General features: G+C 25.6%; 11 protein-coding genes. All 11 read right to left on the bottom strand.

Annotated elements, in window-relative coordinates; translation table 4 throughout:
- Positions 1 to 4: 4 nt before the first annotated feature.
- The 11 genes from uvrA to JRW51_RS01420 all read right to left on the bottom strand — a co-directional run bounded on the left by uvrA (position 5) and on the right by JRW51_RS01420 (position 14,521).
- Positions 5 to 2,839 (bottom strand): excinuclease ABC subunit UvrA, encoded by a 2,835-nt coding sequence (gene uvrA, locus JRW51_RS01470; RefSeq protein ID WP_250328916.1) that lies wholly within the window; start codon positions 2,837 to 2,839, stop codon positions 5 to 7.
- Positions 2,840 to 2,853: 14 nt separating this feature from the next.
- The gene (locus JRW51_RS01465) at positions 2,854 to 4,683 is read right to left on the bottom strand and encodes a hypothetical protein (RefSeq protein WP_250328915.1); all 1,830 of its coding nucleotides are present in this window, start codon (positions 4,681 to 4,683) and stop codon (positions 2,854 to 2,856) included.
- Between the two features lie 7 nt (positions 4,684 to 4,690).
- Positions 4,691 to 5,629 carry a helicase-related protein gene (locus JRW51_RS01460; protein WP_250328914.1) on the bottom strand — a complete coding sequence of 313 codons (939 nt, stop codon included), beginning with the start codon at positions 5,627 to 5,629 and terminating at the stop codon, positions 4,691 to 4,693.
- A complete protein-coding gene (locus JRW51_RS01455; protein WP_250328913.1) occupies positions 5,593 to 6,675 on the bottom strand; it encodes a DEAD/DEAH box helicase family protein in 1,083 nt (360 codons plus the stop codon). The genes JRW51_RS01460 and JRW51_RS01455 overlap by 37 nt, the downstream gene beginning before the upstream one ends.
- A 152-nt stretch (positions 6,676 to 6,827) precedes the next feature.
- Positions 6,828 to 7,442: a hypothetical protein gene (locus tag JRW51_RS01450; RefSeq protein WP_250328912.1), complete on the bottom strand. Its 615-nt coding sequence runs from the start codon at positions 7,440 to 7,442 to the stop codon at positions 6,828 to 6,830.
- Positions 7,443 to 7,519: 77 nt separating this feature from the next.
- A complete protein-coding gene (locus JRW51_RS01445) occupies positions 7,520 to 8,134 on the bottom strand; it encodes a hypothetical protein (RefSeq protein ID WP_250328911.1) in 615 nt (204 codons plus the stop codon).
- A 67-nt stretch (positions 8,135 to 8,201) separates the two neighbouring features.
- Entirely contained in the window at positions 8,202 to 10,496 is a 2,295-nt protein-coding gene (locus JRW51_RS01440; protein WP_250328910.1) for a DEAD/DEAH box helicase family protein, read from the bottom strand.
- Between the two features lies 1 nt (position 10,497).
- A complete protein-coding gene (locus JRW51_RS01435) occupies positions 10,498 to 12,054 on the bottom strand; it encodes a site-specific DNA-methyltransferase (protein WP_250328909.1) in 1,557 nt (518 codons plus the stop codon).
- A gap of 496 nt (positions 12,055 to 12,550) precedes the next feature.
- Positions 12,551 to 13,141: a hypothetical protein gene (locus JRW51_RS01430; protein ID WP_250328908.1), complete on the bottom strand. Its 591-nt coding sequence runs from the start codon at positions 13,139 to 13,141 to the stop codon at positions 12,551 to 12,553.
- A gap of 325 nt (positions 13,142 to 13,466) precedes the next feature.
- Entirely contained in the window at positions 13,467 to 13,613 is a 147-nt protein-coding gene (locus JRW51_RS01425) for a hypothetical protein (protein ID WP_250328907.1), read from the bottom strand.
- 473 nt (positions 13,614 to 14,086) lie between these two features.
- Positions 14,087 to 14,521: a hypothetical protein gene (locus JRW51_RS01420; RefSeq protein ID WP_250328906.1), complete on the bottom strand. Its 435-nt coding sequence runs from the start codon at positions 14,519 to 14,521 to the stop codon at positions 14,087 to 14,089.
- Positions 14,522 to 14,556 lie beyond the last annotated feature (35 nt).

Genomic DNA, 14,556 nt, shown 5'->3' with positions numbered 1-14,556 from the left:
AAGCTTAAATAATTTTATCAACTTTAAGTTTTCATTTTAAAAATTTACCCGTATGTGAAGTTGGATGCTGACTAACTTGAATCGGATTACCTTGAACAATGATTTTTCCACCCCTATCTCCTGCTTCAGGACCTAAATCGATAATATGATCAGCGGATTTAATAATTTCTAAATTATGCTCGATGATTATAACTGAATCACCGTTTTCAACAATTAAGCGAAAAATGTCGATAATTTTTTGAACATCATGAAAATGTAAACCAACCGATGGTTCATCAAAAATGTATACTGTTTTGCCAGTTGGTCTTTTTTGGAGATATTTTGATAATTTAATTCTTTGGCTTTCACCACCTGAAAGATGAGGGGCTTGTTGACCTAGTTTAATATAACCTAAACCAACATCTTTTAAGTATTTTAATTTCCGAAAAATAGCGGGTTGAGCATTGAAAAACTCGATTGCCTCATCAACTGTCATATTTAACACATCACTTATATTTTTATCATTATAAAGAATTTTCAAAATCTCAGGGTTATATCGCTTCCCCTTACAAGCATCGCAAACAACATATAAATCGGATAGAAAATGCATTGAAATTTTAATGATACCATCACCTTTACATTTATCACATCTTCCACCTGGAAGATTAAAGGAGAATTTACTTTTACTATACCCCCTTACTTTAGAAATAGGTAATTGCGCATATAAATCTCTAATATCATCAAAAACAGATGTATAAGTAGCAGGATTACTTCGTGGCGTTTTACCGATTGGATCTTGGGCTACAAAAATAACTTTATCGATGTTTTGAATCCCTTCCATTTTTTTATAATTTTGTGGATATTTATTGTCATGAGGATTAATTTCATTTAAAAGTCCTTGATAAATAACTTCATGAACTAAACTTGATTTACCTGAACCTGAAACTCCTGTAATAACAACAAAATTATTTAAAGGAATCGTAACATCTAAATCTTTAATGTTATTAATGTTCGCTTTTTGAATTTTTAAAAACTTATTTGTTTTTTTAAATTTTTCAGGAAATCTAATAAAAAGTTGTCTTGATAAATATTTAGCGGTTAATGAATTTTGAAGTTTGTCATTGTTTGGAATCAAATATTCTTCAGGAGATGCTTCTCCAACAACATGACCACCTTTCGTTCCTGCTAATGGTCCGATATCAATTAAATGATCAGATGAAAGTAACATTTCTTCATCATGTTCAACGACAACTAAAGTATTGCCGATTTCAACCATATTTTTTAATGATTTGATTAAACGGTTATTATCGCGGGGATGAAGACCGATTGATGGTTCATCTAAAACATATAAAATACCAGTTAATTTAGTTCCTAACTGCGATGCTAGTTTAATTCTTTGACTTTCGCCCCCTGATAATGTTTTAGCAGTTCTTTCTAAAGTTAAATATTCTAATCCAACTTCTTTTAAAAAACGAAGACGATCAATAATTTGTTTTAAAACTAAATCAGCGATTTTTTGTTTAAAGGGGGTTAATTTTAAGTTGATTAAAAAATCATAACATTCTTCAATTGTTAAGCGACAGAATTGCGCAATGTTTTTTTTATTAATAAAAACTGTTAAAGATTGTTGTGATAAACGGTCTCCATGACAGGTAGGACAGATTTTTTCTGATAAATATTGATGATAAAAAATATGAGATGCATCAGAATCAGTTGCTAGATATAAACGTTGAATTTTATTACCAATTCCTTCGTAATGTTTTAAGCTGTGTTTTGATAGTAAAGATTCACTTGTACCTTCAAAAATAATTTTAATTTCTTTTTTAGTTAAGTTTTTAAAAGCTTTATAAATATCGATGTCATAATCTTGACAAACTTTGACAAGGTTGTTATATTCTTTATTAAAAAAATCTGATTTAAAATAAACAATTGCTCCTTCAGCGATGGTTAGATTTTTATTAGGAACTAATTTATCAATATCATATCTCAATTTATAACCTAGTCCATGACAATCAGGACAAGCCCCTGCTGGTGAATTAAAAGAAAAATGCTTTGGTTCAAGATTAGGGACATGGAAACCACAAACTTTGCACATATAATTTTTCGAATATAAATGCTCGGTGTTGTCTGTAAAATTTTCAATCAGAATAAAACCAAATGAAAGATCAGCTGCTTGTTCTAAACCTTCAATAATTCGATGCTGTGAATCTTCATCATCTTTAACAATTACTCGATCAATGATAACGTTAACGTTATGTTTAATGTTGGGGTCGATTTTAATTTTATCAAGTTCAATTTGAAGATTGTACATTTTTTTATCAACTTCAACCCGAATATAACCATCATTTTTTAATTTTTCAAAAAAAATTTTTTGAATCTGCATTTCATCTCTTGCAACAGGAGATTTAACAAAAATTTGTTTCCCCAAACTATTTTTTAATAAAGTTTCTAAAATTTTATTACAATCAGTGCTTTCAATTAAGCCATGACCATGAGGACAGTAAACATCACCGATTCTTGAATACAAAAGTCTTAAATAATCATGAATTTCAGTTAAAGTAGCAACCGTACTTCGTGGGTTATGGGAATTTTTTTTCTGATCAATTGAAATAGAAGGTGATAAACCTTCGATTAAATCAACAGCAGGTTTCTTTAAATTACCAAGGAACTGGCGTGAATAAGCACTTAATGATTGAATATAACGATTATGACCTTCAGCGTAAAGGGTATGAAAGGCAAGCGATGATTTACCTGAACCACTTAAACCAGAAATAACAACTAGTTTATTTTTGGGAATATTAATATTAATATTTTTAAGATTATGTTCGCGTGCGCCTTTAATGATAATTTCTTGGTACATATAAATTATTTGGTTTAAAGATTTTTATTTTCAGTTTCCTTTTTTTTGAAACGTTGTAAAAAGTTTGTTTTCGCTGTTTTGATTTTGTTCGGATATGAATATGATTTTAAAATAAAGATGTAATTAATAAAAGCGGCTAGTATAAGCGGAATAAAAATAAAGATAAATAAATATAAAATATTGATTACTGCTAAGTTGAAATAAGTAATTTGTCACTTTTTACTTAAATTGCTTAACGCATTAACTAAAATAATTGATGGAACTGCAAAAATAAAAAGAAATAAAATAGCAAAGAAAAGCGAATAACCACCTAAAAGTTTATGGAAACGATCTTTAAGAAAACCTCAATAACAAATCGAGTAGATACAAATAAGAACCATAATGACCAAAATAAATGAAAGAATTCAAACTTCAGCGATGTTTGGTAATGAATTGATAAAATCTTTATTTGGAACCATATAGACAACATCTAAAATAATAGCGATTAAATTTTGTAAAAAGATCAAAGCAAACAAAGTTGGAATAACATATTTAATAATTTTCTGATAAAAATTTGTAAATTTAAACTGACTATGTAATTCTGCATATTGAAAAATTTCCCCCCCTGCTTTTGAAGCTCAGAATAGTAAACCGATTTCAATAAAGACTAAAAATCACCAAATCATATCAATACAGAAAAAATAAATAATTTCAATAATATATAAACCGTTTAAGAAAATAAATAAACCACATCCTAATAATAAAAGAAAAAAATAAAGGCAAGGGAAAAGAATTGATCGATTAGAATAAATATAACGAATGTTATTAATTAAGACCCTTGTTAATAAAACAACAATGACAAATAAGTCGATGACTAAAAAAATCGTGAAGAAATAGTTAAACAATTGATAATTATCTAAATGGGCAAAAAGTTCAAAAATTAAAAATAACGACCCTAAAAAATAACTAAAATATCCATAACTTCCGCTTTTAACTTTATTGCTAATAAATTGATCAACTGGAGTATTAGACAATGACGCTTCATAACCTACTAATGAATAAACAATAATACAAATAATAAACGTAACAATGATATTAAAAAGAATAACAGCAAAAACAGAAACATTACTGTCTAATTTTGATCTTGAAAAACGAAGATTATAGGAAACAAGCCCAGTTGATAAAAATAAGGTAAAGAAAACTAAAATCGATGAATCAAGTCAAATCGATGGGTTTTCAAAATTCTTACCATTATTAAAATTGAAGAATTGATCTACCCCGTCTGCTGCTCCTTTGAAAGTTAAAGCATAACAGACAATAACAATGATAATGATTAATAATCCAAATTTAGCAATATTTAATCAATAAAGGTTATGCGTTTTTAAAAATCTTTGAGCAAGGACCAAAAGGATAAATAAAGCAACCAAAATAAAAATCAAACCAAAATAATAACTAAAATCAGATCCATGGTTAATGATTGACCCCTGACTGTAACGATAAGAAAGATCAAAGTTAGTAAAAATTTCCAACAAACCAAAGATTAAATAAAATAAATAAATAAATGCTAATAAAATCGAAAATAAAATTTGAATAACCCCAAATAAAGAAAACTTATTATTTAACAATCTTCAAAATTTTCAAGCAGGTTGCTTATATTTTTTAGCAATATGAATCTCAAGAATTAAAATGGGAATTCCAACAACTAAAAGAAAAACAAGATAACAAATAAAAAACGATATTCCCCCATCAACAAATAAACGTTGTGGAAGAAAAAGAAGATTTAAAACCCCTGTAAAAAGGGTTATAAAAACAAGTCAAAGTTTAAGGCTTTTTATTTCTTGGTTCTTTCTAAATGTAATTATCATATCTATATTATTTAATATTTAGCTCAAGCTCAAAAATAATATCCCTTAATTTTGCAGCTTTTTCAAAATCAAGTTTTTTCGCAGCTTTCATCATTTCAGAACGAATCGATCTGATCGCTTTTAAAGTATCAGTTTTGTTTAATTTTTTTAAAGCAACTGATTTTGCAGTTTTTTTACCATAAAACTGTTCAGAAATAGATAAAAATGACTCATCAATTGGTTTTATGATTGTTTGGGGAATAATATTGTTTTTTTGATTATATTCAATTTGAATATTTCTTCTCCGATTAGTTTCATAAATAGCAGCAGACATTGACTTTGTATACTTATCAGCATACATAATTACTTTACCATCAACGTTTCTAGCGGCTCGACCAATAATTTGAATTAAACTTCTTTTATCACGCAGAAATCCTTCTTTATCAGCATCAAGAATTAAGATTCTTGAAATTTCAGGAATATCTAAACCCTCCCTTAAAAGATTAATCCCAACAACGCAGTCATAAATCCCCTTTCTTAATTTTAATAAGATATCGGTTCTTTCAAGCGTTTTTATCTTATTATGAAGATAAACACTTTTGATTTTTTTCTTAACTAAGAAATCACTTACTTCTTCGGCTGATCTAATTGTTAAAGTAACAACAAAAATACGTTGTTTTCTTTTAACAGTTTCTTTGATTTCGCTTAAAAGATTATCCAATTGATTTAAACGCGGTCTAACTTCTATTAAAGGATCAACAAGACCAGTTGGTCTTATGATCTGTTCTACTATTTCGTTGTTAGCTTTTTCAAGTTCAAAATCACCTGGGGTGGCTGATAAATATATCGCATTTCTAATTTTACTTTCAAATTCTTGATAATTTAAAGGTCTATTATCTAAACAACTAGGTAAACGAAAACCATATTCTACTAACGTAGATTTACGACTAATATCAGTATTATACATACCTTTAATTTGGGAATAGTCATATGCGATTCATCAATAATTAATAATCAATCATTTAAATTAAAGAAATCAATTAAAGTAAAAGGAGCAGATCCAGGTGGTCTGTTTTCAAGATGTCTTCCATAGTTTTCAATTCCATGACAAATATTAAAATTTAAAAGATCTTCAACATCTTTATTTGTTCTTGCTTGAATTCGTTCGCTTTCAGCTAGTTTTTGTTGATTAGTAAAAAACGTAATTCTTTCTTTTAATTCTTCTTTAATTTTGATACAAGCTAGTTTAGTTCGATCAATGTTATATAAATAATCATCTGCAGGAAAAATGACATAACGTTTATATTCATGTAAAATATTATGATTGTAAGGACTAAAAGTTACAATTTTTTCAATTGTATCCCCATATAACTCAATTCGAATATTAAAATCTGATGTTCATCCAGGTGAAATTTCAATAACATCTCCCCTTGCGTAGAAAAAACCATTTTTTTCAATAGTTAACTGATTTCTTAAATATCCTATTTCAATTAATCTTTTTAAGATCTGCATCTTTGGAAAAACATCATTAACCTTTATTTCTAAAAATAAAGTTTTATATTCATTTGGATCGATAGTGCCATAAATAGATGCAACCGATGCAATAACGACAACATCCTTATGTTGAGTTACCCCATTTAAAGTGCTTAAACGAAGCATTTTGATTAAGTCGTTTATTTTTGATGTTTTATCAATGTAAGTTCCTGAACTTGGTAAATAAGCTTCTGGTTGATAAAAATCAAAGTAACTGATGTAATACTCAACACAATTATCTTTAAATAAAGCTTTATACTCGCCATAAAGTTGCGCAGCTAAAGTTTTATTGTGAGCGATAATTAAAGTTGGCAAATTTAGTTTTTGAATAACATTAGCAATAGTAAAGGTTTTACCTGTACCTGTTGCGCCTAGTAAAACATTATGTTTTTTCTTTTTTGATTTAATATTATTAACTAAATTTTCAACTGCATTAATTTGATCAGCTTTTAAATCATAAGAAGAATTTATTTTAAACATTAAATAATTATATATACCCGGTTGAAAATAAGATAGAAAAGAAATAAAAAAATAATTAGTTTTATAATAAAAATAAAGAAGAAGATATAGGTAAATATCTTTATAAAAAGTGAATAAATTTTAAATTAAATTGTTTAAAAAAAATAATAAACTTAGAAAGTTTTATTATTTTTTCATATTTTGTAAAGTTCTGGATTACTTATTTTTCATCGTTCTATAATTTCATTAGTCCTTTTTTCTTGTATCTCTGGACAACTTAATTCAATTTTACGTATTGTATATCCTAGAACCTTAATTTGTTTTTTTAATTGGGTGTATCTATCATTTTCTGTTTCATAAATGGTTTTAAGAGTTTTTTTGGTGTCTTCATAAAGACTATCAAATCCTGGATAGTTCTTGATAAGATCTTCTAGATTTTTTTGAACAAAGGATTTATTAAATTCAAGAATTTTTATATGTTTTTGATGAAACTTATCTATATCATTTTTAATTTCTTGCTCTGGTCTATTTTCAATGTGTCTTAACCATAATTCTCTAACCAATACTTTTAATCCTGTCGTTACTCCACCATATCTATATAAGTAGCTATGAGAATATTTTTTACCCATTAAATATACATAACCTTTTTCTCCGTTTTCATCAAAATTAACTATTAATATAAAATGGCGCCCATTTAAATTTAAGTTATATATACCAGATATATATGCTACATCTAAATTTATTTTTTTGAGTATTTCTGATTTATTAGATATAGCTATATTTTTCATATTTTTTGATATATTGCGTTATTTTAAAATGTTTTATATTGTTTTTCCAAAAATTTATTAATTGCTACATTCAACTTTTAATAATTTTTTTTACTATCAATTATCATTTTTGCCAACTCTGGATTACTTATTTTAAATTGTTCAATGGCATCATTGGATATTTTATTTTTTATTTCTGGACAGTTATATTCCATTTGTTGCTTTAAATCAACTAAGATCTTCATCTGCTTAATTAATAAGATGTATCTGTCTTTTTCGGTTTTTTGTATCGCTTCAAGACTTTTTTTAGCGTCTTTATAAAATTTGGAAAATTGTGGGTAATGATTGATAATTTTTTTGATATTTTCTTCAAAAGATGTTTTGTTAAATTCAAGGATTTTTATCGTTTTTTGGTGATAACTTTTTTTTGCATTTAAAAGTTCTGCTTCAGATATATGTTCTATATGTCTTGATCACAACTCTCAAACTAGTACTTTTAATCCTGTTGTCCATCCACCGTATCTATATAAATAATCAGCGGAATATTTTTTACCCATTAAAGAAATATAATCGTTTTGATTTTCTTCAAAATTAACTACTAAAAGAAAATTTAATCCATTTAAAATTAAATTATAAGTACCAGATTTATATGCTATTTCTAAGTTTATTTTTTCGTTTATTTCAGTTTTTTTATTTATAACTATATTTATCATTTAAAATTTTTATAAATTGATTTCTTTATTGATGCTTTAAAATATTGTTTTAAATTATTTTGATATCTTATGAATAATACAAAATTTTATTAATAATTTTTTCTAATGTTTTTTCTTCAGGGGGGTTATTTAAATGTCGATAAAGTTTTTCATCTTTACAATGGATTTCATCGATATCATATCGGATTTTATTAACAGATAAAACTGTAAAAAATAAATTTTTTTCATCGATTCCTTTATTAAAATAATCTGCCATTGCACTTTTTAAAGTTTCGGTTTTTAAGGGGTCGATATCTTTTTTGTTTTTAACTTCTATAAGTAAAAATTTATTTTTTATTTTTAAAATAAAATCAGTAAAAGCTTTTTTAATCGTACTTTCTTTATCTAAATATTCAAAAAATAAATGATTATCAACTATTTTTCCTGGATTTTTCCCTCAATTAATAAAATCAACATCGTTGTGGTTTTTTAAAATATCTTTAATTTCATCAAAAATAATTCGTTCAGAATTTGAATCAAATAATATTTTCTTTTTAGATGGTATCTTTGTATCTGGGTAATAAAATAATTGTTTAAGGCTTGGGTTATAATTTTCGAATGGTTTTTTTTCAGATGGATCATTTGATTCAATAAATGATGATGGCAAAGCTGTTTTTTTTAATTCGTAAGTTACTGAATTTTTTATAACTGTTTTGCTGGTGTTGTAAATCGTAAATATTTCATCACGAATTTCGTATTTATCAGAAAATAATACGAAATAATAATGGTATTTTGTTATTTTAGGATTCTTGATTTTAAAATTTTCAAATTGTTCTATTATTAGATCGCTTAGTGTCTTAAAAAGATTATTATATTTCTGACATAAATTTAAGACATATTCTTTAAATTGAAAACAATTAGTAATATAATAAACTCTTTTCAAGTTATTAACATTTGAAATTTCAATTGCTAAACGTTTCTTTTTCAAAAAATCATTATGATAAATTTCAACTATTCTACCCTGTTTTTTAATTAAAAGGTCTTTTGTTTTAGTTAAAAGTTCTTCAGGAGTGATTATTACATGTTGAGGGTTTTTAATTCTTATTTGCGGAAATTCTTTTTTATCTTTATATTTAGGATTAATGACGTATCTGATAAAATTATCCCTTGATTCAGGTACTCTTGAGTAGATATAATATTTTAAAGCTGTTGCGTTATATTCTAGCGTTCTGATTGGGTTTCGTTTTATTCTTCCTAAAGTTTGAATGTTTAAAGCAGATGATGATAAGTCTCTTAACTGAATTAACATACATGCTCTTGGAATATTTCACCCTTTTGCTAAGGCAACTTTAAAAACAACACAATCATATAAAGAATCATTTTTTGAAAGCGCTCGTTCATCGCAATCTTCTTTTATGTTTAAAGAATATTTTTCTTCTCCAAAATAAACAGCTGTCGCTAACTCATTTTTTAAATAAGCTGTAACTTTAGCAAATTCTGTTTCTCATGTTTCTTTTTTTCCTGGATTAGCAGATGAATTATCAACTTGAATTAAAACACAAGGACGGATATCTTTTAATGCTGGATCTTTTTTATAAGCTGGTTGAACTTTCTTTTTAAAGTATTGAATCGCTTGTTTAAAATATTCAAAGTCTTCTATTTCCTTAATATCTTTGGAAATCCCTCTATCTAATTTTGAATCTGTTTTAATTAGAAACTTACCATCACTAGGTTTTATCAACTTATTTAAATTGATTTCAATTAAATGTTCACTGCTAGTTTTAGGGGTTGCTGTCATTAAAATAACAAAATCAGCATTTTCTTGTAATATACTTTCAAAATGTTGATTAATAAATAAATTTTCTTTTGGAAGTTTATTCCCCCCTAAGTGAGCTTCATCTCTAATGTAAATTAATTTTCAATTAGCAATTTTTATTTTATCAACTAATTGTTTAATAACATCCCTTTCAGTAAAAATTCGATCTTTCCCAAATGATGATTTTCCAAAAATCAAAACCCCGTTTTCAATAGGATCCACTCTTACATCAGCATCATTTTTAGATTTATTAGCATTACTGATACTAGGACTTACATAATGTTTAATTTCAAAAAGATTTCCGATTGTTCGATCTAAATAGATTTGATAATCACGAAAATTTTCCTCCATTTGTCTTGGTAAACCAGCATCAGTGATGGTTGCACAAATACAAAGAAATTTATCGCCATTGTCGGTTATTATTTTTGATAATCTCGAGATAACATTTGCAATCATAAATGTTTTCCCAGACGCAGTGGGTGCTTTAAAAGAAATTTCTTTTAAATTATTTCTATACCTATTTACTATATCACTAACCGCTCATTCTTGGGCTTCTGTAAGAATCATATTAAAATTTATTTAAATCCTTTATTTCATTTTTATTTAGCTTTGACTTATCATAGGGAAAAAGTGATGACAAATCTCGATTTAATCTTAAATCTTCAAACTTGACATCTTCATTTAGTTTTTTTAATTCAGAGATGACCAGTTTTTTAAGTTTTTCTGGATCTTTATCGATCGTACATAAATAATGATTTATTTCAAAAATATCAACTTGATTGTTGTTTAATCATTTTTTAATGTTGATATTTGTTATTTCTGGATTATTAAAAGCTTTGTTGTTAATAAGACGATAAAGTCTTTCATAAGTAATATCTTTAGCAATATTGTTTTCGTTGTTGGTTACAAGAATAAATCTGCGGTTTCCGCCATCTTCTTCATTTAATTCCATAACCGCTTGTCCAGTCGTTCCTGAACCTGCAAAAAAATCTAAAACAAGACTTGATTTTTTTGTAGAAATGGATAAAAGATATTTTATTAATTTAACTGGTTTTGGAGTATCAAATGAGATATAAAGTTTTTTTAAATCATTTTTAGCGGTTGTTAAAGTTCCACCGATATCACTTGAAATGATTGAAGATGGGGTTTTATTTTGAATATATTCTGATTTATAAACTTTAATTCTAGGAACATTATTACCTTTAAAATACAAATTAACTGAACCGTTTTCATACTCTTCTTTTGTAAACCCTCATCTTCTTACAACAACTGAACCATTTGGTAATGTTATAGGAAACTCTTCTTTACCAATTCCAGGGGCTGCGTTTGCACTAAACCATGGTCCTTTCGGATCATTATCTATATTAAAAAAATCCATTGATCCTTTTAGTTTATTAAAAGCGGTTTTGGTTATATCTTTGCTATAAACTAAAATATATTCATGATCTTTTCTAATATTTTTACCAGGTTTTAAAACGGTATTACTTGAATGTCATGTTAGACAAGAAATAAAATTATCTTCATGGAATATTTCATCGCATAACACTTTTAAATAAGCACATTCACTGTCATCAATAGAAATAAAAATAACTCCATCTTCAGTTAAAAGATCTTTAGCTAATCTTAATCTTTCGTCCATCATGTTTAATCAACCAGTTCTTTTATATTTATCACGATAAATAAACTTACCAGAAGAAGATACTTCTTCTTTATAATCGTTTCCTTCATCTTTTGATCTTTGAGTATTATAAGGAGGATCGATATATATAACATCAATTAAACCTATTCTTTCCCCTGAATCTAATTTAGAAAAAACTAATCTAAGATTTTTTAAAACTTCATAATTTTCACCAATAATTAAATTATGGCAAGGTCCGTTTGTCCCTATTTTTCGATAATTTTTAGATTCTTGAATAACAGCGATGTTATCTTGATCTACTTCTGGGGCTTTATCGAAAACAAAACCGGTTTTGATAATAGGTAAAATGAATTGGAGTATTTTGTCATCTACTTCACCATTTTTACATGAATTTTTTAATATGGTTTTAGCTAAAGATTTTTGTTCTGTATTTAATAATTGTTTTGCTATATTATCTATTTTTGTGATAGCTTTTTTAAGATCCATTGAATTATTTAGAACTTATTTATCTTGGTTTAACATGGGGGGTGGATCCCCGTATTTTATGTTATTATATACCAAATTAACTAAAGAAAAATATATTTTACCAATAGTAAAACCGAAAAAATAAGCGTAAAATGACTAAAATTGTGCATAAAATGACAAAAAATAGCGTAAAATATGTACAAAGAATTTTAATGCATAACAAAATATACATCCCCAAAATTAATACCAATTTTTACTTCAAATATACGTAAAATATACTTTTAATATACGTAAAATATACTTCAACACGACAAATACACTTAAAATGAGTGAAAATTAAGCGATAAATGAATAAAAAATGACCAAAAAATCAATCAAAACAGATAAAAAATTTATAAAAGTAACTAAATAGTAGTAATAAAAAATATAGTATAGATGGTTGTAAATTTTATAAATATTAATATTTTCTTATTATCGACTTTATAAAAATGATATTAATTTTATCTATTTTTGGTGATTAACTTTGGTTATTTATTTCTAAAATTTCATCAATGATATAATCCAAATTACTTATAAATTTATAAGCATATTTTTTAAATGTATCACTAAGTTTTTCGTCTTTACAATAAATATTTTTTATCGTATATTCAGTATCCTTAACATTTACAATTGCTAAAAATAAATTTGTTTTATTTACCCCTTTTTTAAAGTATGAATTCATTGCTTCTTCGATGTTTGCTGTTTTATTGATATCAATATCATTTTGATCTTTAACTTCTAAAAATAATAGACTATTTTCTATTTTTACAATAAAATCAAAAAAAGCTTTTTTAATAGTATTGTCATCATCTAAATACTCAAAAGAAACATTATTCCCAGAGATTTTACCAGGATTTTTACCTCAATAAATTAAATGAACATTTTCACGATTCTCTACTATTCTTTTAAGTTTTTTAAAAATTAAAGCTTCTGGGATTGAATCTAATATTATTGTTTTATCATCTTCAGAATTTGTATCAGGGTAATAAATAAAGTAGTCCTTTTGAACTATCTTTAATATCTTCTTTAATAACTTTTTCGTTAGGATCGTTGAATTCAGAAAATTCATATGGTAATTTTACTTTTAAGCATTAATGATAACAAAATTACATAAAAAAATTAATAGTATTTGTTTTTTTCTATTTTATTTTTATTTTTATATATTTTTGTAAAATGTTAGTGAAAAATGTCGAAATATTGTTATAAAAGTTAGTAAATATTAAAAAATGTATCAATTTTAGAAAATGTTAGATTTTTGAAATCTCTCTTTTAGTTATATCCTTTGTTGTAAATTTCAACAAAAACACCTTAAAGGTGTTTTTTGTGCTTAATGCTATTAAATCTTTTTGATGTGTCAAAATTAAAAAACGACTAAATAAGTTATTATATTATGTTTATCAAATATATTTTGCAAGATGGTATTTTACAACTACATCCTCAGAACAGTCTCCGTATTTATTATTTCTTATTAAATTAAATAAAGATGAAATATCTCTAACTAAACTAAGTTTATGAAGTATTTTTGCTTCTCTTATATCCACATATTAAGTTTTTTTTCTAATTTTTTACGGTGATAAATAAGTCTTTGTTTGAACATGATACTTGCAAAATAATTTTTATTAATTTCATTTCAATGAACTTTTTCAAAGAAGGATAACAAGTCATGTGTGGTTTTTTTTCTAAATATCTTTCAAAAAATTTTACAATTAATATGAGGTTCATGTAAGCGGTCATAATAGTGGTCTTCTAAAATATCTTTAATTTATTTTTCTCTTTTTTTCATTTAATAATTATTGATCATGATTTAAAAAAATATTTTTATTCATTAGATAAATAATTTAACAAATAATAAGCACACAAATTATTTGTACAACAAAAAAAATATAATTAAATATTTAAAACATTTTTTGTCATTCACTAGGTTCTCCGTATTTAAAAGTTGTGTCTTTTTTAATATTAATTTTATTAATTTATTGTTTTAATTCGGTAATCTCTTTTTTTAGTTTTTTATTTTTTAAATTATTGTTTTCCGTCTTTGTCCTTCATTTACATCAAAACTTTTATCACTACTTTTTTTAAATTGTTGTTCGTCATCAACAAAAATTGGTGTTTCGTTATTAAAATAACAAAAAATATCATTAATTAATTTATATGGAATAGAACTGGTTATACCACCTTCATTTATCTGTTCATTTGTTAATTTATTTTTAATTGATATTTTTTTTGTATCATTTAAAGAAATAAAATCCATTCCAGCCATACCAGATTTTACTTTTCTAGCCTTGATAATTGTTTTTAATGAAGAAATTCCAATAATTCTACTTTGCATTTTATATTTAATTCTTTCATTATCTTTTAATATGTATCACTTTTGACCATTTTCATCAATTTTAGTAAAGTAAGGTGGTGGTATTTTACCTTTTAATAAATCCATTTTTATATTACTCATAAAAATAGTAGGTTTTGTTATAAAATATCCATATT

Origin of the sequence: Mycoplasma sp. SG1 (genome assembly GCF_023612375.1) — a bacterium.
Taxonomy (GTDB): domain Bacteria; phylum Bacillota_I; class Bacilli_A; order Mycoplasmatales; family SG1; genus SG1.
Note: the sequence above shows the minus strand (reverse complement) of the source record. Positions and strands in the feature narration are given on the sequence as shown.